Origin of the sequence: Plantactinospora sp. ZYX-F-223 (assembly GCF_039649625.1) — a bacterium.
Classification (GTDB): domain Bacteria; phylum Actinomycetota; class Actinomycetes; order Mycobacteriales; family Micromonosporaceae; genus Plantactinospora.
On the sequence record NZ_JBDJAV010000016.1, the window covers coordinates 15,576 to 38,745 of the forward strand.

General features: G+C 68.3%; 23 protein-coding genes. 8 read left to right on the forward strand and 15 right to left on the reverse strand.

Annotated features, from left to right (window positions below):
• Positions 1–131 precede the first annotated feature (131 nt).
• Complete coding sequence (locus AAH979_RS17605) at positions 132–1,220, reverse strand: hypothetical protein (RefSeq protein ID WP_346259193.1); 1,089 nt, start codon at positions 1,218–1,220, stop codon at positions 132–134.
• 306 nt (positions 1,221–1,526) lie between these two features.
• Between AAH979_RS17605 and AAH979_RS17610 the strand changes: the two genes are divergently transcribed.
• On the forward strand, positions 1,527–1,895 hold the full coding sequence (locus AAH979_RS17610) for a hypothetical protein (protein ID WP_346259194.1): 369 nt from the start codon (positions 1,527–1,529) through the stop codon (positions 1,893–1,895).
• 80 nt (positions 1,896–1,975) lie between these two features.
• Here the strand turns inward: AAH979_RS17610 and AAH979_RS17615 are convergent, their stop codons facing one another.
• Positions 1,976–2,839 carry a hypothetical protein gene (locus tag AAH979_RS17615; protein ID WP_346259195.1) on the reverse strand — a complete coding sequence of 288 codons (864 nt, stop codon included), beginning with the start codon at positions 2,837–2,839 and terminating at the stop codon, positions 1,976–1,978.
• Between the two features lie 179 nt (positions 2,840–3,018).
• On the opposite strand from AAH979_RS17615, the gene AAH979_RS17620 reads away from it, so the two are divergent.
• Together AAH979_RS17620 and AAH979_RS17625 are read left to right on the forward strand one after the other, a co-directional pair.
• Entirely contained in the window at positions 3,019–3,363 is a 345-nt protein-coding gene (locus AAH979_RS17620; protein ID WP_346259196.1) for a hypothetical protein, read from the forward strand.
• 130 nt (positions 3,364–3,493) lie between these two features.
• Entirely contained in the window at positions 3,494–3,832 is a 339-nt protein-coding gene (locus tag AAH979_RS17625; protein WP_346259197.1) for a hypothetical protein, read from the forward strand.
• A gap of 71 nt (positions 3,833–3,903) precedes the next feature.
• Here AAH979_RS17625 and AAH979_RS17630 read toward each other — a convergent pair whose 3' ends face one another.
• A complete protein-coding gene (locus AAH979_RS17630; RefSeq protein ID WP_346259198.1) occupies positions 3,904–4,149 on the reverse strand; it encodes a hypothetical protein in 246 nt (81 codons plus the stop codon).
• Between the two features lie 233 nt (positions 4,150–4,382).
• On the opposite strand from AAH979_RS17630, the gene AAH979_RS17635 reads away from it, so the two are divergent.
• Entirely contained in the window at positions 4,383–5,165 is a 783-nt protein-coding gene (locus AAH979_RS17635) for a hypothetical protein (protein ID WP_346259199.1), read from the forward strand.
• A gap of 605 nt (positions 5,166–5,770) precedes the next feature.
• On the opposite strand, the gene AAH979_RS17640 is transcribed toward AAH979_RS17635, so the two are convergent.
• The 8 genes from AAH979_RS17640 to AAH979_RS17675 form a co-directional block, all read right to left on the reverse strand.
• On the reverse strand, positions 5,771–5,995 hold the full coding sequence (locus AAH979_RS17640; protein WP_346259200.1) for a hypothetical protein: 225 nt from the start codon (positions 5,993–5,995) through the stop codon (positions 5,771–5,773).
• A gap of 755 nt (positions 5,996–6,750) precedes the next feature.
• On the reverse strand, positions 6,751–7,617 hold the full coding sequence (locus AAH979_RS17645) for a DUF2637 domain-containing protein (RefSeq protein WP_346259201.1): 867 nt from the start codon (positions 7,615–7,617) through the stop codon (positions 6,751–6,753).
• Positions 7,614–7,820, reverse strand: coding sequence for a hypothetical protein (locus tag AAH979_RS17650; protein WP_346259202.1), 207 nt, complete (start codon positions 7,818–7,820; stop codon positions 7,614–7,616). The genes AAH979_RS17645 and AAH979_RS17650 overlap by 4 nt, the downstream gene beginning before the upstream one ends.
• Positions 7,821–7,956: 136 nt before the next feature.
• Positions 7,957–9,033 carry a dipeptide ABC transporter ATP-binding protein gene (locus tag AAH979_RS17655; protein ID WP_346259203.1) on the reverse strand — a complete coding sequence of 359 codons (1,077 nt, stop codon included), beginning with the start codon at positions 9,031–9,033 and terminating at the stop codon, positions 7,957–7,959.
• Positions 9,020–10,066, reverse strand: coding sequence for an ABC transporter ATP-binding protein (locus AAH979_RS17660; RefSeq protein ID WP_346259204.1), 1,047 nt, complete (start codon positions 10,064–10,066; stop codon positions 9,020–9,022). Before AAH979_RS17660 ends, AAH979_RS17655 begins: the two co-directional genes overlap by 14 nt.
• A gap of 4 nt (positions 10,067–10,070) precedes the next feature.
• A complete protein-coding gene (locus AAH979_RS17665; protein WP_346259205.1) occupies positions 10,071–11,000 on the reverse strand; it encodes an ABC transporter permease in 930 nt (309 codons plus the stop codon).
• Between the two features lie 10 nt (positions 11,001–11,010).
• Positions 11,011–11,949 (reverse strand): ABC transporter permease, encoded by a 939-nt coding sequence (locus AAH979_RS17670; protein WP_346259206.1) that lies wholly within the window; start codon positions 11,947–11,949, stop codon positions 11,011–11,013.
• 104 nt (positions 11,950–12,053) lie between these two features.
• On the reverse strand, positions 12,054–13,685 hold the full coding sequence (locus AAH979_RS17675; RefSeq protein ID WP_346259207.1) for an ABC transporter substrate-binding protein: 1,632 nt from the start codon (positions 13,683–13,685) through the stop codon (positions 12,054–12,056).
• A gap of 474 nt (positions 13,686–14,159) precedes the next feature.
• Between AAH979_RS17675 and AAH979_RS17680 the strand changes: the two genes are divergently transcribed.
• The gene (locus AAH979_RS17680; RefSeq protein WP_346259208.1) at positions 14,160–15,041 is read left to right on the forward strand and encodes a bifunctional methylenetetrahydrofolate dehydrogenase/methenyltetrahydrofolate cyclohydrolase; all 882 of its coding nucleotides are present in this window, start codon (positions 14,160–14,162) and stop codon (positions 15,039–15,041) included.
• A gap of 188 nt (positions 15,042–15,229) precedes the next feature.
• Positions 15,230–16,180, forward strand: coding sequence for a malate dehydrogenase (gene mdh, locus AAH979_RS17685; RefSeq protein ID WP_346259209.1), 951 nt, complete (start codon positions 15,230–15,232; stop codon positions 16,178–16,180).
• Positions 16,181–16,259: 79 nt separating this feature from the next.
• Here mdh and AAH979_RS17690 read toward each other — a convergent pair whose 3' ends face one another.
• Both AAH979_RS17690 and AAH979_RS17695 read right to left on the reverse strand, forming a co-directional pair.
• Entirely contained in the window at positions 16,260–17,933 is a 1,674-nt protein-coding gene (locus AAH979_RS17690; RefSeq protein WP_346259210.1) for an alkaline phosphatase D family protein, read from the reverse strand.
• A 60-nt stretch (positions 17,934–17,993) separates the two neighbouring features.
• Entirely contained in the window at positions 17,994–18,812 is an 819-nt protein-coding gene (locus AAH979_RS17695; RefSeq protein WP_346259211.1) for an MBL fold metallo-hydrolase, read from the reverse strand.
• Positions 18,813–18,893: 81 nt separating this feature from the next.
• Here AAH979_RS17695 and AAH979_RS17700 point away from each other — a divergent pair, with 81 nt between their 5' ends.
• On the forward strand, positions 18,894–20,111 hold the full coding sequence (locus AAH979_RS17700; protein WP_346259212.1) for an NADP-dependent isocitrate dehydrogenase: 1,218 nt from the start codon (positions 18,894–18,896) through the stop codon (positions 20,109–20,111).
• 426 nt (positions 20,112–20,537) lie between these two features.
• Positions 20,538–21,908, forward strand: a complete 1,371-nt coding sequence (locus AAH979_RS17705; protein ID WP_346259213.1) for a carbohydrate-binding domain-containing protein — start codon at positions 20,538–20,540, stop codon at positions 21,906–21,908.
• Between the two features lie 54 nt (positions 21,909–21,962).
• On the opposite strand, the gene AAH979_RS17710 is transcribed toward AAH979_RS17705, so the two are convergent.
• Positions 21,963–22,406 (reverse strand): VOC family protein, encoded by a 444-nt coding sequence (locus tag AAH979_RS17710; RefSeq protein WP_346259214.1) that lies wholly within the window; start codon positions 22,404–22,406, stop codon positions 21,963–21,965.
• A gap of 100 nt (positions 22,407–22,506) precedes the next feature.
• Positions 22,507–23,070 carry a hypothetical protein gene (locus AAH979_RS17715; protein WP_346259215.1) on the reverse strand — a complete coding sequence of 188 codons (564 nt, stop codon included), beginning with the start codon at positions 23,068–23,070 and terminating at the stop codon, positions 22,507–22,509.
• Between the last annotated feature and the right edge of the window lie 100 nt (positions 23,071–23,170).

The following is a 23,170-nucleotide window of genomic DNA, read 5'->3' on the forward strand; positions in this document are numbered from 1 at the left end:
CGGCAGCCCGCCTCCTTCAGCGCGTGACGGATGCTGTTGAGATCAGCAGAGGCCCAGCTTCCGGTCATGCCGAGAAGCGGATGCTGTCGGATAGTCAGGTGATGGTCGATAGTGCCGCCACCGGTACGTCCTCACTGTTCGGGCTCGGCGTCTGCAGATGCCTTGAACCCCTCGAATGCCCGCAGTCGCAGCCGCGCAGCAACGGTTCCGGCGAACCATGCGTGGTACTCGTCGGCGGGATCCAGCATGGAACGTAGCGTCATCGACCAGTCGTCTCGTTGGAGTACCGCAAGGTATCGGGCCAGGATCGGTTCCCGGTCGGTGCCGATCCACTCCCTGCCGTCGGGTGGCAGTTCGGCGAGGCGGTCGGCGATGACGGCGGCGTCGAGGTACCGGTCCAGGTCCGGCGCCTGGCGGCCGAGGTGTCCGGCGTGGGCCGCGAGGACGGCTCGGGCCGGCGGGTAGTGGTCGATCGTCATGCCCATTCCGCCGCAGCGGGTCATGACCCGCAGTAATCGTCCGGTGTGGTCAACTAGGTCGTCGTCGGCCTCTGGGCTGATGATCGCCTCGTGCAGGTGTGCGCGCGTGGCGAGCTTGCCAGCGAAGTAGCCGTCGAGCGGGCTGCCCCCGCATGCGTGGCGCAGCAGCCACGGGCGGGCAGCGGTGGCGTCGAGGTCGAGCAGTTCCTCCACCGCGTGAACTCGCCCCCAATCCATGCTGCGCTGCGCCAGCCAGCGCAGGGCGTCCGTCGTCAGCCTCCGCCGCAGGGCGTACGCGGCCAGCGTCCCGAACTCTCTCGACAGCAGCCCGATGGTCTGGATCAGCGGGATGTCCTCCTTCGCCCAGTCGGTAGCGAGCAGCGCCAGCCCGATGGCGACGGAGCACCGGTCCGTACTGTGTTCCACCAGCCATCGCCCGGTCTCTTGGACGCGTTGCCGGTCGGCCCGCAGCGCGGCGGCGGTGACGTGCTCGTTGCCGCATGACGGCGGGTAGAGGTCGTGGAACGCGTCAACGAGTTCGTCGGGCGTCGACACCGGATCCGCGAAATACGCATCGAGGAGGGTGGCCACGTCGGCGCCGATGAGCCGCCGGTCTTCGGGCTCCCGGATCCAGCGCTGGCGCGGGTGGCGGGCCTCATCCGGAAGGGGTTCGCCGTACCGCGGCAGGGGCTCGTCCGGATATTGGTGGTGCAGCCGCTGGGCGTGACCGAAGAGGCTCATCAGGGGTCTGGGCGGTCGGGACCCGAGGGTCGCGCTCACCGGCGGACGAGGGACTCGATTCTTTCGATCATGTCTACGATCATGCCAGTCATGCGGCCTCTGGGAGAACCCGGGCGGCGCGGACAGCCCGAGATGGGGATGTCCCAATCTTCCGCCGAGCGGGCGCTCTGGACACCGGCGCCCCGTCACTCTCCGTACGCCATCGTCCAACTGCCGAACGCACGCTCGTGCCGAGGTGAGTGCAATCGATCATGTCAGCATGAAGATCATCACGTCGTGCTGCGGTGACGACGAGGGGTGACAGGTGTGGCATCGGCGGAAGAATTCATCCGGGCCCTCGTGGCGCGGTTTCCTGCGCTTCGACCCTCGTATGAGGAACACCTGCAAGACTACGGCGAGCTGCTACCGCACGTAGTCTTCGGCATCGGCGAAGGTTTCACCGACCGCGTTGTGGAAGCCTATATGCGAGACGGGGCCGACGACGCTCTGGACTGGCGCAGCGTGCTGGAGTTCTTGGATTCATACTTTGACCGAGGCGATCGTGAAGTCGACGAGGTGGTGGTGACGGATTTCCTTGATGCGTTGCCGGGGCCGAAGCAGCGCGGTTATGGGCTGGTCGAGGAGCTTCCTGAACGACTTCACCTGAGGTTCGAACAGGTCCGTCCTTATGGCTGAAACTTACCCGGACCGGGGTCGCCAGTCATACAGCGTCCGGATCTGTCCCTCACCGACGTGGTCGTTAAGGGCCACGGGCTTTAGGCGGTACCGTTGCTTGCGGCCTCCGCGTTCTGGCGCGGGTCGAGCTCACGGGCGCTCTCCCACATCGTCTCGAACTGCCCCCGGAACAGGGCGTACCACTGACCGTCCCGATCCGCTCGCAGTTTGAATGTCGGGTTGGGCTCGACGGTCCGGTGCTGGTACATCTCCACCCACATGCGCCCATGCGTGTCCTCGGCATCCAGCATGCACAACCCGAACGTCGGCACGTACGGCAAGACGCGGATCTGCAGGGCCGATTCGCTCGGCCCCGAGGATGCCAGGACACGCAGCAGGTCAAGAGTGGACGACACCCTCCGACGATAGAACCCAGGCATGTCGGCCTTCTTACTTCGAGCCACGGCCTCCAGGTTGGCGTCGCTGTCGGTGTCAATCAACACAACCCGGAGCCGCGCGCCGGCACGCAGCCGCCGGTCCAGTAACGGAAGCATGTCCCGGACGGTACGGGTCAGCGTTACGCCGACCAGGGCGATCTCGTTAGCGCCCGTGATCTCCGCGTCGAGGCCGGCCCGACGTAGCGACAAGAAGCGGTCCGCCGCGACCTCCCCGGCCTCGTTGGCGGCAATCTGATGGAGTGCGACCCGTACCTCGTCGACGGCATGCCGACTGACGAGTCCGGAGATCGCCATGACAGCGAGGACACCGAGCGTGGCGGCGGCCAGCACTTGCGAGTCGGCGGCACCCAAGACGCCAGCCAGGGTGACACCAAGCGCGACCGCGACGATGAGGTAGAGATCGAGATTGCGGCCCTGTCGCAAATCATGCCGCAGACGACGTACGGCACCAGTAAACGTGGTCGATCTCGGACGCTCAGCGCCTCTAGGATCCGACGTGGTCGACATACATCGACTCTGACACATGTTGCCTAGCCCCGAGCGCGCACACCTGCCGCGATTCGCGCGCGAAGGCTCCTTCAGTGCGCTGTGGCAAACCCAAGGAGATTACACTGCGCCAGGCACGTCGATCCGCGGGCCCGGCTCTACCCGACAGACACCTTGCCGGTGCCTGCGATGATCGCGGCATGTCCGACGAGGAGTTCAGCGTTCGCGGGGGCGTTGCCTACATCGATCGCGACGTACGATCGTTGGGGTCGGACTTTCGGACCAACCGACACGCGACATGGCCACTCGCTCGGCTTCGCGTCGGGGAACGCGAGCTTACGATTTCGTCTCTGTTCGGAGAGTTCCGCGTCACGCGCACCGACCTGGTATCGAAATGCCGGTTGGGCCGAGTCCCCGTCCTGGCCAGCGGCTTCAAGATTGTGGGCCGCGATCACGACGAGGCCGTAATCTTCTGGGCCGTGCGTGCCAGCAAGGTGTTGGCTGAGTTGCAACGTCGCGGCTGGACGGTTGTTGACGCCCGATGAAGCAGCGACGTCGCGACCCTGGCCCACGGCACACCCAGCGCTCAAGTACCACAGATGTCGGCAAGCATGTACGCGTCGGCCGCGTCGCTCTCGGCCCCGGACAGCGATACACGTTGCCGGAGGAGAATCAGTGGGTGAAGAGGACTTTTGGGTGCGGCTGGAGTTCCGCATATGCGCGGAGTTTCAGAGTTCTGAGGACAGGCAACTCCGCTGCAACTGGTGTGATGGCTTGGTCGCCGAAGAGTACAACCTGCTGTGCGAGGAGCCATGTATCCGCGGTCGCGCCTGGTGTGGGCCGAACGGACAGGAGCCCTGGAAGTTCGTCCTGCTCGTCGCCCCGACCGTACGAATGCGTGAGGAGATCATCTGGTCCACACTGCTGCCCGACGATCGGATGACGGGCTGGCTGCAACCCGATATCCAGAACAAGTCGATGATTATCGACCCGCTGTCGTGTTGCCCGCGTTAGGCATCCGGATCCGCCGCAGGTCGGGCGTGAGGTGGCGGGCAAGGGTTGCGGTCGGCTCGGTTGCCGCGTGGTCAGGCGTCAGAGCTGGTGTCACCCTGTCTCTCCTTGCCGGTATCGAAGTCAGGTAGGTTTTGGGCCTCCAGCCCGCTCTCCCGGACCAACGAGAACACCTCCGCACCGTGTCTTGGTTCGTCGAACAGCCGATACGCCTGAACCAGCCCCGCAAAGGTCATGTCCGGCTGCTCAGCCGCGTACCCGAGCGCCTCTGCCTTCGCCGACGCGATCGTCTGATCGAAGTCCTCGGCCCGCCACAGCATCTGCCGCTCTTCGTATAGCTGACTCGCCGGGTCGGACCCCAGACGGAAGATGCATCGGGCGGAGGATGAGCCAGCCTCGCCCTGCCGGTGCCCATTGCTCGGTTCGCGGTGCCTCTACGGGACCCGGTTGCACAGTTGAGACGACGAGAGGGCTGCTGGAGTGACAGGAGTGACGATAGTCGCCCACCCGACAACCCCGTGACCGCCCTCCGACCGTCAGCCATCATGCCCGCGTGACCGACTCCAGCATGCCCTCCACGCCAGGCATCTCCTGGCAGCGCCGATCAGACGGCCTCTATCTGCCCGACAGCCACGACCGGCCGCCAGCGGTAGGCGGTCCACCGCTTAAGGAGCGACACAAGGTCACCGACTGGCTGCAAGGCATCGGAACCATGATCGCTGCCGTCATCGCCGCCCTGGCACTGCTCGTCGGAGCGCAGACCCTGCAAGACCAGCAGCAAATCAACCGCGACCAACTAGCATTTAATCAGGAAACCCGAGATCGAGCAAAGCGGCGATACATATCGCGGGTGACCTGGTGGTTAGAGCGCAATAATGATAGCGCCGTCATCTATGTGCAGAACCGGGCTCCGGTACCGCTGTTAGATGTTGAGCTAGAAACGCAAATGCTCATCTTATATCCCCCGTCGACTGGAATAATCTACCGAATGACCGATGATCCCAGCATGTTTCTGACGGCACCAGACATCCCGCCCTGCTCGACTGTGGCACTTACGGCTATTCAACCATCAGACTTGCAAGTACCAGCCGAACCTCCCTCAGACGGGACTGCGCGAATACCCTATCCTGTTGCCCTGTGGATTTCAGAACATCAGAACGGTTGGAGAATTCCTCAAGGCGGGCGCGCTGAGCCGGCAGATCGCCCATACGAGCCGTGGGAATTCATGGATTTTGAAGGGTGGTCTACGGGATGGTATACCAGGGAACACTCCGGCGCCCTGGTCGAGGAACGCGAGACAAGACAGGAGCTATCCGACTGCGGAGAGGGCGACTGACGTCTCTATCGATATTTGGTAACGAGCTGCGGAATCGGCGGGCGATTTGCGCACGGGGATGGCGAAGCCGACGGGAGCCTGCGTGTTCAATCGTCCAAGAGGTGCTGACGTGCGACGTACGTCTGACTGGGTCTTACAGCATCTCAGTTTAGTTCGCCAGCCTCAGCCGGTCGGTTACAGATCCGGTTACAAGCCAGGACAGCTCACAAATGCCACAACTCCGGCTGCGGCCCCCAAGCCCACTACCCGTACTATGTGAGCGGTTGCCGCGGAGACCAAAGTCAGATCTTCCGCTAACCGCAGCGCAAGACCCGGTGTAGGCGAGTCGAGGCGCAGGTCGAAGGCGTCGGCCGCAGGGCTGAAGGTACAACACCCCCAAAACGCTGACCAGGCGACGAAAGGCGCCGTCAGCAACTTAGCCGCACTCCGGCTCGCCGGGTTCTGTCCTGACTCCAGGTGGACGCCGGCGTCTCGACGCCGCGAAAGCCATCGATCGGCCGGGAGGGCCATGGCGCACACTGCGAGCGCGGTCGGTCCCACCCCTTCGTTCCAGTTTGGCAAACCCTGGCCCTGTAGTAGCTGGCAGGCGATGGCGAAGAGGAGGGTCAGAGCGGCGACCAGCCCGACTCCGTATGCGATGCGTACCACGCGTACCGAGTCACCATGATGATCAGCAGCACCGGAGGGCCAAGCCACAGCGGCAGGCCAAGGAACGCGACGGGTGATGGCATCTCGATCACCGCCGGATCGTACGGATGCCTCTCCGCACCGTGATGTCGATCGGGGTACCGCGCCGGATCGCTCCAGCCGAGCATGTTGTGGTCGGCCACGAAAGCCGCAGCATCGAATGGAACACCGCAGCGAAGACGGTGCAGAGCCCGATGGTGGCGGCACCGTAAACACCGTGTTGGAGCTGAGCATCCTCATCTGCCGCGATCCGCGCGCTACGCAGCGTCACGCCGAGCTGGCCCGGCGGCCTTCCGGCCAAGTAGCTGATGTGGGCTCGCCCAGATCACAGACCCCAAGTCGACACCGACGGCAAACGGCAGATGCGAGTACGAATTGCTGCGACTTGGCTAGTTTCGTCCGATTCGTTTGACCTGACTGCTGCGAACCAGTCGCCAGCGGGTCTCCCCTCACCGGATTTCGCCAGACAGTCCTTGCTGCTGCACATGACATACGGTTGCGCAACTTCAAGTGTGCTCAGGATGCATCTTAGGGCCGGATCTTGTCGATGCGCCGAACAGTTATCCGTCACCGCCGTCGGCTTTGGAACGGCCAGTCGCACCCCGACAATGGTCAGGTGCGCGGAGCTGCCGCCGTCCGCGTATGCTGAGCGACCGAGCTCACTACGTTCGGTAGCCGTCCGCTGAATCGGACCGATCATGTGTTCGGCACAGGTCGGGTCGGTTCGTAGTCGTGGGGCCAGGCGGCGGTGGGCCGTTAGCCACGCTGGCGTGACCATCCGCCACCGAGTCGACCACATCCTGTACTGATCTGGATGCCGGCGACCGACGCCTAGGAACAAGCCTGAACCGCCCACTACCGCAAACGACGCGTACGAGTCACGACCCGTCTTGCAGTATTAACCTGCCACAGTGGGTCTCATGCCCGCGAGGTCCGGTCCGCTGTCCGGGTCCCGTTTGGTAGCCCCGGTCACCTCGGCTCCCTGGCGGCTTGACTCCTCCGCTTTCAGCACTTTCAACAGCAGCGATGCGCGCGCGTTCGATACGCCGTGCCCATCGTCGCGCATCACGTCGGCCAGCGCGTCGCGCGACAGCGACCGGCCGCTCTTCGTCAGTGCGGCGCGGGCTGCTCGCGCCGCTGGAATCAGGTGGGCGACGCTACGGACTTCGACCGTGACCGTGCTATCCAGGCGATCCGTCGACCGCCTCGGAGGGGCCCCGCCGTTGTGGTCAGTCCCACGGATGACGAACGGGCCGAAGTTTCCCGTCCGTCCGTCCGCCGCCAGCCCGGACGACGCTCCGTCGTCCGGGTCGGCCCGCAAGATCAAGGAGCGATCGTCGGCCGGCCGCTGATCGTCCCGGACCGTCCGCTGATCCACATCGCCGTGATCGATCATGGAGAACAACAGCTTGACCGACACAAGCATCGACAGCGCCGGCCACCCGGCCAGCGCCTTGCCGATCGGATCGTGACCACCAACCGCGACGTTGGCCGCCAGGCTCGCCAGGGTGCCGACCACGAGCGCTACCCACGGCACCCAACCGGTCGGGCGGCCGGCGCGGCGTTGCACGACCAGGTACAGGCTGGCGACGATTTCCAGCCCGTCCACGCTCACCGGAAACGCGTACGCCTTCCACCCGGTCTGGTCGTGCCGCTGGGCCAGCTCCACCATGTGCGCGAAGGAGATCGCGCCCGCGACGATGGCCAGCCCGGCGACGCACAGGCCGGTCAGCGCCAGGAGCAGTCTGTCGGTGCGAGTCCTCATCGGAGCGCCACCTCCCCGGCCGCGGCGAGCATGCCGAGCGCCGACAGCACCGATGCCGCCTGCTCGACGGGCATAGCCACCTCGGCATCGCCAACCCGGATGCGTAGGTACGTCGAACACGGCCACGGCGCTACCGCCTCGGTCAGGTACGCCTCACCCGCCGGCTTGGGGAGCGGGAAGGCGGCGGCCAGGTCGAGCCGCACCGGGGCGGACCGGTGCTCACCGCCAACGCCGGACCGGTAGCCGTTGGCCTGACTTGCCGGGTCGGCGGTGCACCGGGTGCGGTCGCACCAGGCGGGATGTCCCTGGTCAAGGGTTGTTTCGCTGGTTCGTGAATCCTTATGCCAGTTGTCGCTCACTGACTTCGGCGAAGTGGCAGGCCGACGGGTGCGGCTCGACGGCCCGGAGCACGAGCTGCGGCTCCTGGGTGGCGCAGATCTCCTGCGCCTTCCAGCAGCGGGTCCGGAACCGGCAGCCCGACGGCGGGTTCGCCGGCGACGGTACGTCACCGTCGAGCCGGATGACCTCGCGGTGCGCCCGGGCCTTCGGGTCCGGCACCGGCACCGCCGAGAGCAGCGCCTGGGTGTACGGGTGGGTCGGCCGCTCGTAGATCTCGTCCTCGGTACCGATCTCCACGATCTTGCCCAGGTACATCACCGCGACCCGGTCGGCGATGTGCCGGACCACCGACAGGTCGTGCGCGATGAAGATGTAGGAGAGGCCCAATTCGTCCTGGAGGCTCTCCAGCAGGTTGATCACCTGCGCCTGGATCGACACGTCCAGCGCCGACACCGGCTCGTCACAGACGATGATCTCCGGCTTGAGCGCGAGCGCCCGGGCGATGCCGATCCGCTGCCGCTGACCGCCGGAGAACTGGTGCGGATAGCGGTTGATGTGCTCCGGGTTCAGCCCGACCAGGTCGAGCAGCTCCTGCACCCGCTGCCGGCGGGCGCCGCGCGGCGCCGCGTCCGGGTGGATGTCGAACGGCTCGCCGATGATGTCGCCGACCGTCATCCGCGGGTTCAGCGAGGTGTACGGGTCCTGCATGACCATCTGCACGTTCCGGCGCATCCGGCGCAGCTCCGCGCCGGAGAGCGTGAACATGTCCCGCCCCTCCAGCATCGCCCGGCCCGAGGTCGGCGTCTCCAGCCGCATCAGCAGCTTGGCCAGGGTCGACTTGCCGCAGCCGGACTCGCCGACGATGCCGAGGGTCTCGCCCCGGTTCAGTTCGAAGCTGACCCCGTCGACCGCCTTCACGGCGCCGATCTGCCGCTTGAAGACGATGCCCTGGCTGATCGGGAAGTGCTTGACGACGTTCTCGACCCGCAGCACGGTCTCGCCGCGCGGCTTGACCGGTGCGGCCGGACCGGCGCCGCCGGTGCCGGACTGCGGGTTCCTCGGCTCAGACGCGGCCATCGAGGACCTCCTGGGCGAAGTGGCAGGTGCTGGTCCGGCCGTTGCCGAACGACCGGACGGCCGGTACGACGTCGACGCACTCCTGCCGGGCGTACGGGCAGCGCGGGTGGAATGGGCATCCGCTGGGGATGCGCATCAGGTTGGGCGGCAGCCCCTTGATGGTGGTCAGCCGCTGACCCTTGAGGTCGAGCCGGGGAATCGACTCCAGCAACCCCTTGGTGTACGGGTGTGCCGGTGCCTCGTACAGCGAGTGCACGTCGGCGTGCTCGACGATCCGGCCGGCGTACATCACGGCGATCCGGTCGGCCACGTCGGCGACGACCCCGAGGTCGTGGGTGATCAGGATCATCGCCATGTTCAGGTCCCGGCGCAGTTCGCCGAGCAGGTCCATGATCTGGGCCTGCACGGTGACGTCCAGCGCGGTGGTGGGCTCGTCGGCGATCAGCACCGCCGGGTCCAACGCCAGCGACATCGCGATCATGACCCGTTGCCGCATACCGCCGGAGAACTGGTGCGGGTAGTCGCCGATCCGCTGCCGGGCCGCTGGGATCTTGACCAGTTCCATCAGCTCGATCGCCCGGCGCTTGGCCTGGGCCCGGGACAGCCCCTCGCGTAGCCGCAGCATCTCGCCGATCTGCCAGCCGACCGGGAAGACCGGGTTCAGCGCGGAGAGCGCGTCCTGGAAGATCATCGAGATCTGCTTGCCGCGTACCTTCCGGCGCTCCTCCTCGGAGAGCTTTAGCAGGTCGGTACCGCGGTAGAGGATCTGCCCGGACGGGATAACCGCCGGCGGCATGTCCAGGATGCCCATGATCGCCTGGGCGGTCACCGACTTGCCGGAGCCCGACTCGCCGAGCACCGCCAGGGTCTCCCCGGCGTCCAGGTGGTACGAGACGCCGTTGATCACCTTGGCCACGCCGTCCCGGGTGCGGAACTCGACGAAGAGGTCCCGTACCTCCAACAGGTGCCCGCCGTCGGCGCCGGCACCCTGCGGCCCGGGCGACCCGCTCCGCTCGTTCACGTTCACGGTCATCTGATCACCGCAGCTTCGGGTCGAAGGCGTCGCGGATCGCGTCGCCGAGCATGATGAAGGCCAGTACGGTCAGCGCCAGGAAGGTCGACGGCACCACCAGCGGAATCGCCGACTCCCGCATGTGCGTACGGCCGGCGTCGATGTCGATGCCCCAGGAGATGGTCGGGGCCTTCAGGCCGATGCCGAGGAAGGAGAGCGTCGCCTCGGCGGCGATGAACGAGCCGAGCGCGATGGTCAGCACCACGATCACCGGGGCCAGTGAGTTGGGCAGGATGTGCCGCCACATGGTCCGGCCGTTGCCGGCGCCGAGCATCCGGGCCGCCGCCACGTAGTCCTGCTGCTTGGCGCTGATCACCGAGGACCGGATCACCCGGGCGGCGGTGGTCCAGCCGAGGATCGCGAGTACGAAGATCACCGCGATGATCCGGACGTTCGGGCTGTCGCTGCTGATCCGCTTCAGCATGACGATCGCGGCGAGCAGCAGCGGGATGCCGAGCACCACGTCGATCACCCGGGACAGCGCCGCGTCGACCCACCGGCCGAAGTAGCCGGCGAGCATGCCGACGGTGATCGCGATCAGCCCGGTGACCAGCGCGGAGAACGCGCCGACCAGCAGCGACGCCCGGGCACCGAAGACGGCGCGGGCGTAGATGTCGCAGCCCTGGAAGTCGTACCCGAACGGGGCGCCGCCGCCGGGCCCGGCGTGCTGCCGGGCCAGCGTGCAGTCGTGCGGGTCGTTCGAGGTGAACAGGCCGGGGAAGGCCGCCATCGCGGTGACCGCCAGGACCAGTACCAGCGAGATCCAGAAGATCGGGTTGCGGCGCAGGTCGCGCCAGGCGTCGCCGGCCAGGCTCCGCGGCCGGGCGGCCGGGTCGCCGGACCCGGCCTTGCCGCCGGCCATCTCGGCCGCGGTGACAGTTTCCAGCTCACTCATGCGTGATCCCTCACTCGTACCGGATGCGGGGGTCGAGGACGGCGTAGAGGACGTCCACCACGAGGTTCGACACCAGATAGACCACGACCAGCACGCTGACCAGGCCGACCACCAGCGGGCCGTCCTCGGTCTTGATGCCGCGGAAGAGGTTGAACCCGACGCCCGGGATGTTGAAGACGCCCTCGGTGATGATCGCGCCGCTCATCAGGTTGCCGAGTTCGACGCCGAGGAAGGTGATCACCGGGATCAGCGAGTTCCGCAGTACGTGCACGCTGACGATGCGGCGGATCGGCAGGCCCTTGGCCTTCGCGGTCCGTACGTAGTCGGAGCGCAGGTTCTCGGCGACCGAGGTCCGGGTCAGCCGCAGTGCGGTGGCCAGCGACAGGGAGCCGAGCACGATGCCGGGCAGCAGTAGGGCGTAGATGCTGGGGTCGGAGCCGGCGGTCGGCGGGAAGAGCGGCAGCTTGACGCCGAGGAAGTACTGGGCGAGCGGCGCCAGCACGATGGTGGGGATGCCGAGCACCAGCAGGGTCAGCGCCAGGGTGGCGTTGTCGAAGATGCCGCCCCGGCGGAGCCCGGCGATGACCCCGGCGGTGACGCCGACCAGGATCGCCACCAGCAGCCCGATGATCGCGAGCTTCACGGTGACCGGCCAGGCCTGGGCCAGCATGTCGCTGATCTTCCGGCCGGTGAGCGAGTCGCCGAGGTCGCCACGGAGCAGGTTGCCGACGTAGTCGAAGTAGCGGTAGAAGAAGCCGCCGACGCCGGTCTGGTCGAGGTGGAACTTCTCGGTCAGGTACGCCCGCTGCGCCTCGCTGACCGGGCGCTCGCCCGCGAGCGCCTGGATGGGATCACCCTGTCCGGCGAACATCAGCGCGTAGACGATCAGAGTGGTCCCGAAGAAGGCCAGGACCATCTGAAGCAGGCGCCGCACGATGTAGCGGAACATGCTTGCTTACTCTCCGTGGGGATTGCTGGAGCGCGGTCTGTGCGGGAAACGGTCCGGGCCACCCGAGGATTTACCGGGTGGCCCGGACCGGCCTTTCGGTCAGCTCAGCTGACGACCTCGATCTTGGTCATGTCGACGACCTGGAAGAGGTCGACCTCGACGTTCTTGACCCGGGTCGAGTGCGCGTAGACGTTCTGGCCGAACCGGAGCGGGATCACCGGCATCTCGGCGGCCAGGATGTCCTCGGCCTGCTGGTACTTCTTGACCGCCTCGTCCGGGGTCGCGGCGGTGGTCCCCTCCTGCACCAGGCGGTCGAACTCCGGGTTGCTGTACCCGTAGTAGTTCGACGAGCCGTTCGTGGTGTACAGCGGGCCGAGGTAGTTCTCCATCGACGGGTAGTCCATCAGCCAGCCCATCCGGATCAGGCCGACCGGCTGCTTGCCCTCGACCTTGGTCAGCAGGTCCGAGAACTTCGGCTCGGCCGCACCGACGCACTCCACGCCCAGGTTGGCCTTGAGCTGGTTGCAGGTCGCGTCGACCCAGTCCTTGTGCCCACCGTCACCGTTGTAGGTGATCTTCAGCTCGGCGGGGCCGCCGGCGGCCTGGTACAGCTCCTTGGCCTTGGCCGGGTTGAACTCGCAGGCCTCGCCGCAGGTGTCGTCGCGGTAGCCGGCGACCACCGGGGAGACGAACGAGCGCGCCGAGATCTGCGACTCCTTGAAGATCGACTTGGTGATCTCGTCCCGGTCGATCGCCATGGAGATCGCCTTGCGCACGTCCGGCTTGCTGAACTCCTTCTGGAACGTGGGGAAGGCCACGAACTGGAAGGAGGAGTTCTGGCTCTGCTGGAACCGGTCGCCCAGGTCCGTCGCCGCGGTGCTCAGGTTCTCGGTCGGGACGGTCACGTCCACGTCGAGGTTGTCCGACAGCACGTCCGCGTACGCCGCGGTGAGCTGCTGGTAGATCCGGAACTCGGCACCGGCGATCTTCGGCTTCTCGCCCGGGAACGCGTCGTAGCGCTCGACCTCGACCTTGGCGTCGTGCTGCCAGGTGCCCTTCATCTTGAAGGGGCCGTTGCCGATCGGCGCGTCCTCGTAGCCGTCCTTGATCACGCCGGGCGCCGAGAAGGCGGCCGCCGGCAGCGGGTAGAACGCGGTGTAGCCGAGCACGGTCTTGAACTCGGTGTACGGCTTGGCCAGCGTCACCGTGAAGGTCAGGTCGTCGACCTTCTTCAGCCCGGTCATGGTCTTGGCCTTCGGCTCCGGCGCCTTCTGCGGGCCGTCGCCGTCGGGGTCCTTCGACTGCAAGTCCTCGTAGCCGGCGATCTTCTCGAAGAAGTAGCTGTTGCCCTGGCCGTTCGGCCCGTAGGCGCCGTAGTTCCAGGCGTTGATGTAGCTGTCCGCGGTCACCTTCTCGCCGTTGTGGAAGGTGTAGCCGTCCTTCAGCTTGATCGTCCAGGTCAGGTTGTCGGTCGAGTTCACGGACTCCGCGGCGACCTCGAACGGCTTGTTCTGCTCGTCGTAGTCGACCAGCGGGCTGAACAGGGCGGACAGCACCTGGTTACCGCTCGAGTCGTTGGTGTTGGTGGAAATCAGGTGCTGCGGTTCCGCGATCTGGACGGAAACCGTCGCATTCGGGTCGCTCTCCCCCGAGTCGCCGCCACTGCCACAGGCCGCGAGGCCGAGGGTCGCGGCGAGGGGGAGGGCGGTCCAGGCAGCGAGCCTACGAACCTGCATTGAGCCTCCTCGTCTCCTTACGCTGAGCAGTCGCCCCCACACAGAGGTAACGCTGTGCAACGCTCGGCAAAGGTAGGTCGTAGCAGGACGCCTGGCCAAACTGGATGATTACGAGTCAGTAACACAGGGGGCGGGCAGGGCTTGCGCATATCCGCTCTGAGCTGCTATCGCGGCGCTGGCCCAGGTGATGTGCAGATTCGGTCATCCAGAATTTATGGGTATGAACGGTGCGGCATGGACGCCGTGAGCTGGGCAACGTGCGCTCGGAGATTAATCCGCATTCGCCCTGATCGGGTCTTCCAGATTGTGGACAACTCCACAAGATCTCACCGAGCGTGACTAAGAACACGGCTACGTATAGTTAGGATTCAGTGCCGGTCGCCCGGCGGACCGGGAGTTGGCCGAGTGGCCGATCCCGGTACCGACCAGCCGGGTGCCGGCTCGGCCGGGCGTACCGCGTGAGACGATCTGGCTGTGACGGCCACCCTTCTCGACGGCAAAGCGACCGCGGCACACATCAAGGACGAACTGCGCGACCGGGTCAAGGCGTTGGCCGAACGGGGCGTCGTGCCGGGGCTGGGCACCGTGCTGGTCGGCGAGGACCCGGGCTCCCAGGCGTACGTCAACGGCAAGCACCGGGACTGCGCCGAGGTGGGCATCGCCTCGATCCGCCGCGAGTTGCCGGCCGACGCCACCCAGGAACAGGTCGACGCCACGGTCGCCGAACTCAACGCCGACCCGGCCTGCCACGGCTACATCGTGCAGCTCCCGCTCCCGGCCCACCTGGACACCCAGCGGGTGCTGGAGATGATCGACCCGGACAAGGACGCCGACGGGCTGCACCCGGTCAACCTCGGCCGGCTCGTACTCGGTTATCCCGGCCCGCTGCCCTGCACCCCGCGCGGCATCGTCGAGCTGCTGCGCCGGCACGACGTGCCGCTGCGCGGCGCCGAGGTGGCGGTGGTCGGCCGGGGCAACACGGTCGGCCGGCCGCTCGGGCTGCTGCTGACCCGGCGCAGCGAGAACGCCACCGTGACGCTCTGCCACACCGGCACCCTCGACCTGGCCGCGCACACCCGGGCCGCCGACATCGTGATCGTGGCGGCCGGCGTGCCGGGTCTGCTCACCGCCGACATGGTCCGGCCGGGCGCGGTGGTGGTCGACGTCGGGATCACCCGGGTGATCGGTGCGGACGGCAAGGGCCGCTACACCGGCGATGTCGGGCCCGAGGTCGCCGAGGTGGCCGGCAAGCTGGTGCCGATGCCGGGCGGAGTCGGCCCGATGACCCGGGCGATGCTGCTGGCCAACGTGGTGGAGCGGGCCGAGGCCGGGCTGGAGCCGGCCGAGCAGGGCTGACCCGGCCGATTCGGCGGCACCGGCCGTGCCGGCGTTCGGACCGCCGCCCGGGGCCGGGTTGCGGACCCCGGCGCTGCGATCGATGCGGTGTGAGCGACCGCAGCCAATTCCGCCCCTGGCCGGAACGGAACACTCCTGGCTGATACCGTCCGGAAATAACCAGACGGGTATCAGGGAGTGGGACGACCATGGGCAAAAAGGTCACCGTAGTCGGTGCCGGCTTCTACGGCTCGACGACCGCGCAGCGCCTGGCGGAGTACGACGTCTTCGACACGGTCGTGATCACCGACATCATCGAGGGCAAGCCCGAGGGCATCGCGCTGGACCTCAACCAGTCGCGCCCGGTCGAGGGCTTCGAGACCAAGGTCGTCGGCGTGACGACCGGCAAGAACGGCGAGGGCTACGAGCAGCTCGAAGGCTCCGACGTCGTCGTGATCACCGCCGGGCTGCCCCGCAAGCCCGGCATGAGCCGGATGGACCTGCTGGAGACCAACGCCCGGATCGTCCGCCAGGTCGCCGAGAACGTCGCCAAGTACGCCCCGAACGCCGTGGTCATCGTCGTCTCCAACCCGCTCGACGAGATGACCGCGCTGGCCCAGATCGCCACCCAGTTCCCGCGCAACCGGGTACTCGGCCAGGCCGGCATGCTCGACACCGCCCGGTTCACCAACTTCGTCGCCGAGGCGCTCGGGGTGAAGGTCGGCTCGGTCCGCACCCTCACCCTCGGCTCGCACGGCGACACGATGGTGCCGGTGCCGTCCCGCAGCACCGTCGACGGCAAGCCGCTGCGCGACGTGATGCCGGCGGAGCAGATCGAGGAACTGGTGGTACGCACCCGCAACGGTGGGGCCGAGGTGGTCGCGCTGCTCAAGACCGGGTCGGCGTACTACGCCCCGTCGGCTGCCGCCGCCCGGATGGCCCGGGCCGTGGCGACCGACTCCGGCGAGGTCATGCCGGTCTGCGCCTGGGTCGACGGCGAGTTCGGCATCTCCGGGGTCTACCTGGGCGTCGAGGCGGAGATCGGCCGGGAGGGCGTACGCCGGATCGTCGAGACGCCGCTGGACGCCGACGAGATCGAGAGCCTGAAGGCCGCCGCCGAGGCGGTCCGGGCCAAGCAGGCCGACGTCGCCAACATGTGACCTCTTCCTCGGCGTAGCGGGGGCCCGGCGTACCACACGCCGGGCCCCCGCTTTTCCACGCTCCGGCCGTCCGCGCCGCTCAGCGCAGCGGGAAGGAGTCCTGGTGCTCGGTCACCTGATAGGTCGGGCCGGCGGTCGCCCGGCCGCGCGCGGCGGCCGTGACGGCCGGGGCCTCCTGGCTGAGTACCGAGATGCCCGGCTCACCGGCGAGCACGACGAACTCGGCGGCGGTCCGCACCGTGGCGGTGGGCGCCCAGACGGTGTCGACCAGCCGCAGCGAGCTGAGCATCCGCTCCGGGGTCACGTCGCAGACCACGTACCCCCGCTGGTTGTCGATGTACTTCCAGTGCGGGCTCTCCGCCATGATCGGGTCGTAGCTGCGGTGGAAGGCCGCGGTGTCGGAGTTGCCGCCCGAGGTGATCGACGTACCGGTGATCTCGGCGCCGACCACCGGTGCGGCCGGGTCGTCGAAGTCCGGCTTCAGGTCGCAGACCCAGGTGCAGTGCCGGTCCCCGGTCAGCACCACCGGGTTGTCCACCTGGCCGGAGCCGAAGAACTCCAGCAGCCGGCGGCGCTGTGCCCGGTAGCCGTCCCAGTTGTCCAGGTCGAAGGTCTGCCCGGGACCGGCCTGCCGGTCGTTGGACGCCCACATCACCTGGTTGGCCAGCAGGTTCCACCGGCTGCCGGCCGACCGCAGCCCGTGCACCAGCCAGCGCTCCTGCTCCGGCCCGGTCATCGACAGCTCGGGGTTCTGCGCGTCGGCCAGCGTGGCCGGCTGGTCGCTGCGGTACTGCCGGGTGTCCAGCACGTACACGCTGGCCAGGTCGCCGAAGCGCAGCCGCCGGTAGAGCCGCAGGTCGAGGTTGCGCGGCAGGGCCGACCGGCGTAGCGGCATGTGCTCGTAGTACGCCTGGAAGGCCGCCTTGCGCCGTTCCCGGAACGCCTCCGGGGTCTGCTGGGCCGGATCCTGCGGGATCTCGTCGGCCCAGTTGTTGTCCAGTTCGTGGTCGTCGAAGGTGACGATCCACGGAAACGCCCCGTGCGCCCGCTGCAGGTCCGGGTCGGTCTTGTACTGCGCGTGCCGGTTGCGGTAGTCGGTCAGCGAGTACGGCTCGTCGGTGCCCTGGTGCACCCGGTACGCCGCCGGGTTCGGCCGGTTCTCGTAGATGTAGTCGCCGAGGAACGCGACGAAGGCCAGGTCCTCCTCGGCCAGGTGCTGGTGCGCGGTGTACGCCCCGGCCTGGTAGTCCTGGCAGCTCGCGAACGCGAACCGCAGCCGACGGGGCCGGGCGTGCCCGCTCGGGGCGGTCCGGGTACGGCCGACCGGGGAGATCTCTCCACCGGCCCGGAACCGGTAGTGGTATTCGGTGTCGGCGCGCAGCCCGGAGACCTCGACGTGCACCGAGTGGGCCAGGTCGGGGGAGGCCAGCGCGGTGCCCCGGCAACGGATCCGGCGGAACCGCTCGTCCTCGGCGACCTCCCAGTGCACCGGCACCGGCCGGTCCGGCATGCCACCGCCGAGCAGCGGCTGCGGGGCGAGGCGGGTCCAGAGCACCACGCCGTCCGGCAGCGGGTCGCCGGAGGCGACGCCGAGGGTGAAGAGCCCGGTCGGCAGCGGGCCGCCCGCGCTGGACGGGATGTGCGCGCCCGCGCCGTCGGAGGTGAACAGCATCGGTCCGACCACGAGGCCGGCGGTCGCGGCACCGGCCGCCGAGACGAAGCGTCGGCGGTTGAACGGGTACGGAGGAGTCATGCCCCGATGCTCGGGAGCTGGGGCGAAGCGGCTGCCCCCGACAATCGACCTGAAGCAGTACTACAGCGGAACAAAGGGTGTACTCAGGTGCGGGGTGCCGAGCGTGGCGGCCGGCCGGGCGGCCAGCTCGGTGAGCAGCCGTTCCCGCGAGCCGCGGGCGGTGACCGGGTCGTCCTCGTGCGCGTACGGCAGCTCGGGGGCGACCAGTTGCACCGCGTGCACCAGCAGGTCACCGGTGAGCAGCAGGGAATGGTCGGCGTACTCGACCAGCACCGACTGGTGCCCGGGGGTGTGGCCGGGGGTGGGCAGCACCCGTACCCCGGGGGCGAGTCGTGCGTCGCCGTCGAGCGCGTCGAGCTGGCCGGCGGCGGTCAGCGGATCGAGCAGGTAGCCGGCCACTCCGGACGGGTCGTGCCGGCGGAAGGCGGCGATCTCGGCCCGTTGCAGCAGGTAGCGGGCGTTGCCGAAGTACGGCGTGCCCGGCTCGCCGGTGACCGCCCAGCCGATGTGATCGGTGTGCAGGTGGGTGAGTACCACCGTGTCGACCTGTTCGGGCGCGATGCCGGCGGCGGCGAGTGCGGCCGGCAGCCGGCCGGGCACCGGGGCCCAGCTCCGGGCGGGGGCGCCGGCGGGGCCGATGCTGGCGTCGACCAGCACCACCCGGCCGGCGGCCGGGCCGTCGTCGAAGCGGAGCGCGAAGCAGCGGAACGACAGCCGCCACTGCCCGTCGGCGGCGACCGCGCCCGGGTCGCGCTCGTCGGCCAGCCGCCAGTGTGCGGCGGTCGCGGTCGGGAACGCCTCGGAGCGGGGCTGGAAGAACATCCCCTCGGCGTCCGGCAGCGCCACGACGGTGATCGGACCCACGGAACGGCTGAGCATGGCAGGCAGTGTATGGCCCCCCGACGCTCTCCAGTACGCTCGTACTGCTAGAGCAGATGTCCCGGAGAGGAGCGCCGCCCGATGGCGAAGATCAAGGTTACGAATCCGGTGGTTGAACTCGACGGCGACGAGATGACCCGGATCATCTGGAAGCAGATCCGCGATCAGTTGATCCTGCCGTACCTCGACGTCGACCTGCACTACTACGACCTGTCGATCCAGTACCGCGACGAGACCGACGACCAGGTGACGGTCGACGCGGCGAACGCGATCAAGCAGCATGGCGTCGGCGTGAAGTGCGCCACCATCACCCCGGACGAGGCCCGGGTGGAGGAGTTCGGCCTCAAGAAGATGTGGCGCTCGCCGAACGGCACCATCCGGAACATCCTCGGCGGCGTGGTCTTCCGCGAGCCGATCATCATGTCCAACGTGCCCCGGCTGGTGCCGGGCTGGACCAAGCCGATCATCATCGGCCGGCACGCGCACGGCGACCAGTACAAGGCGACCGACTTCGTGGTGCCGGGGCCGGGCACGGTCACCATCACCTACACCCCGACCGACGGCGGCGCCCCGGTCGAGATGGAGGTGGCGAACTTCCCCGGTGGTGGCGTCACGATGGGGATGTACAACTTCGACGACTCGATCCGGGACTTCGCCCGGGCCTCCTTCCGGTACGGCCTGGACCGTGGCTACCCGGTCTACCTCTCCACCAAGAACACCATCCTCAAGGCGTACGACGGCCGGTTCAAGGACATCTTCGCCGAGGTCTTCGAGGCGGAGTTCAAGTCGGAATTCGACGCCGCGGGGATCAGCTACGAGCACCGGCTGATCGACGACATGGTCGCCGCCGCGCTGAAGTGGGAGGGCGGCTTCGTCTGGGCCTGCAAGAACTACGACGGTGACGTGCAGTCCGACACCGTGGCGCAGGGCTTCGGCTCGCTGGGCCTGATGACCTCGGTGCTGATGACCCCGGACGGCCGTACCGTCGAGGCCGAGGCGGCGCACGGCACGGTGACCCGGCACTACCGGCAGTGGCAGAAGGGCGAGAAGACCTCGACCAACCCGATCGCGTCGATCTTCGCCTGGACCCGTGGCCTGGCGCACCGGGGCAAGCTGGACAGCACCCCCGAGGTGACCCGGTTCGCCGAGACCCTGGAGCAGGTCTGCGTGGAGACCGTCGAAGGTGGCCAGATGACCAAGGACCTGGCACTGCTGATCTCCCGGGACGCCCCGTGGCTGACCACCGACGAGTTCATGGCCGCCCTGGACAACAACCTGGCGCGCAAGCTCGCCGCCTGACCGGCGCGGTTCACGGATGGTGACGACGTGTCGTCGTACCCGCGACGACACGTCGTCACCATCGAGCTGAGAAAGCCGGCGGCCTGGGCGGGCGTCCAAGATCGCCCGATTTGTGCCGTTACCGCCCTGGGGGTGCCCTCGTTGGACAGGGTGGACGTGATGCCAGTCGCGTCCAGGAAGACCGGCCCGGTCGAGGCCGCCGCGAGAGGCCCGTGCCGGATGGAACGGTCTTCCCGGCTGTTGCGCACAGCCGGCCGTCCCTTCCCTGCGGGGGGCCCTGTCCCGGGCCCCCCGCGCCCTCGTTTCCGGACGGCTCCGGTATCCGAAGTGTTCGCCCGCTGTTCCGCCGCAGCGCGCCAGATCGGCCGCTGATCCTGGCTAACCTCCGGATGTCCAGATCGGGCAGGACGGACACGGAGGGACACCGTGGGTATCAGGGCGCGTATCAGCAGGACCAGAACCGCGCTGGCGGTGCTCGCCGGCACGGCGGTGGTGCTGTCCGGAGTCAGCCTCGGCGGTGTCGCGGCCGCCGCCGAACCCTCGCAGTTCAGCGTGGTCAACGGCGCCATCCGACCGGCGACCGGCACCCCGGAGCCGGCCTCGGGCAGCCACGCCTCGCTGTGGAGCAACTCCAGCTACGCGACCACCACGATCTCCGGCTCCGGCCGGGTAGTGGTCGGCGCCATCGGGGACAACTGCGAGGGCTGGCCCACCATCCGGGTGACGGTGGACGGGGTGGTGGCCGGCGAGACCACCATCGTCAGCGCCAGCCAGTACGGCAGCTATCCGGTCGGGGCGGCGCGGGGCGCGGGGCAGCACAGCGTCCGGATCCAGCTGGTCAACGACCGCAGCACGGCCGCCTGCGACCGCAACGTGCACATCGGGTACGCCCGGATGGAGACCCCCGGCACGACCACGGACCCGAGGTTCAGCTTCGCCGTGCTGCCGGACACCCAGCAGGAGGTGCTGAACGCGAGCGACACCCGCTTCCGGCAGCGCACCGACTGGCTCGTCGCCAACCGTTCCGCCCTCGACCTGCGGTTCGTCACGCACTCCGGCGACGTGGTCAACTGGGACACCCCGGACCACGCGCAGTACGAGATAGCCCGCAACGCGCTGCGCCCGCTGGAGACGGCGGGCATCCCGTACTCGCTGGCGATCGGCAACCACGACACCCAGGCGACCGGTCCGGGCGGCTCGGCCCGGGACCCCGCCCGTACCCGGGAACTGGTCCGGGACACCACCGTGTTCAACCGGTACTTCACGGCCGGGCAGTACGGCGCGGTGCGTGGGCAGTTCGAGGCCGGCAAGGTCGACAACTCGTACTCGACGTACTCCGCCGGCGGGGTGCAGTGGCTGGTGCTGGTCCTCGAACTCTGGCCCCGCCCGGAGGCGGTCACCTGGGCCAGGGGCGTGGTGGCGGCCAACCCGCGGCACAACGTCGTGGTGGTCACGCACGACTACATCGACGGCAACGGCAACATCGAGCAGTCCGCCGGCTACGGCGCCACCAGCCCGCAGTACCTCTACGACAACCTGGTCAAGCAGTACGCCAACGTGAAGTTCGTCTTCTCCGGCCACACCGGGGTGGCGGGCAACCGGGTGGACACCGGAGTGCACGGGAACCGGATCTACTCGTTCCTGCAGACGTTCCACTCCAACACCACCAACCCGGTACGGCTGGTCGAGATCGACGCGGCGGCGGACTCGCTGCGTACCTGGATCCACGCGCCGTACACCAACCAGTCGTTCCCGGAGTACGACCGTACGTTCACCGGGATCGGGCTGGTCCGGTAGCCGATCCGGCGGAAGGCGACGCGGGGCCCGGCGACAGCCGGGCCCCGGAACCGTTCACTCCTCGACCGGGCCGAACGTCACCCGCCCGTCCTCGGCCACCTGCCAGCCCGGGTTGTGCGCGACCTCCCAGAGCAGGTCGTTCGGGTCCGCGAAGTGGCCGTGGTAGCCGCCGAAGGCGGCGTGCTGGCCGGACTTGACCACCGTCGCCCCGGCGGCGGCCGCCTGCGCGATTACCCGGTCGACCTCCGCCGGACTTTCGACGTTGTGCGACAGGGTGAAGCCGGTCGGGGCGGGCAGCAGCGGCGTCCCGGCACCGAGGTCGGCCGCGAACGCCTCCGCCTCGAAGAGTCCGAGCACCACCCCGGGAGCCAGCTGGAAGAAGAGGATCTCGTCCGGTACGTCCAGGGTCGGCGTCCAGCCCAGCCCGTCCACGTAGAAGTCCCGGGCCCGGTCCAGGTCCCGGGTGGCCACCGTGATGAAGTGCACGCGTTGCTCCATGACCAGTCATTGTCCGACCCGTCCGGGGCCGGCGGTGCCGGGTTCGTCGAGTTGCCCGAGGCGAGCCTGACGAACCCGGACCCGGCCCGGTGGCCCGCGGTCAGCTCCTGCTGTCGGTTTGCGGGCCCTCCGCCGAGCCGCCCGGCGGCTTCGGGCGGTGCCCCGCGCAGGCCCGTTCGGCGGACTTGAAGGTCTCCGACTGCGGATCGAGGTCGGGCCCGCCCTCGATCCGGATCCCGCCGTCCGGCTGCGGGTCCGGGAACTTCGGTACGCCGTTCTCCCGCATGCACTGGGCGTACTCCCGGATCCGCTGCTGCGCCTGCGGGTCGAGTTTCGGCGGCTCGCCCCCGTTCGGCAGGTACTTCTGGCACTTCTGCTGCGCCGCGTCCATCTTCGCCCGGTCGGTACCCTCCGGCGCCCGCATCCGGATCGCCCCGCCCTCGATCTCCGGATCGGGGAAGTCCGGCACCCCGTTCTCCCGCATGCACTGGCCGAACCGGCGGGCCCGGTCCGCCTCGTCCACCGGTGCCGGTCCGGCGCCACCGCTGGCGCTGGCGGTAGGCCCGCCGGCCGTGGCGATCCCCGGGTCCCGGTCGGCCCCGCCGCATCCGGCCACGCCAACCAGCAGCAGCAGACCGAGCAGCAGACCGGTCCTGGTGCGCATCGTCGTACCACCTCCGTTCCGGCCGGACGGTCGCCGGCCGCATCGAGTAGAGCCGGCGGCACCTTTCCCGGGCGTCACGGAAAGCGTTGACACCCCGGTT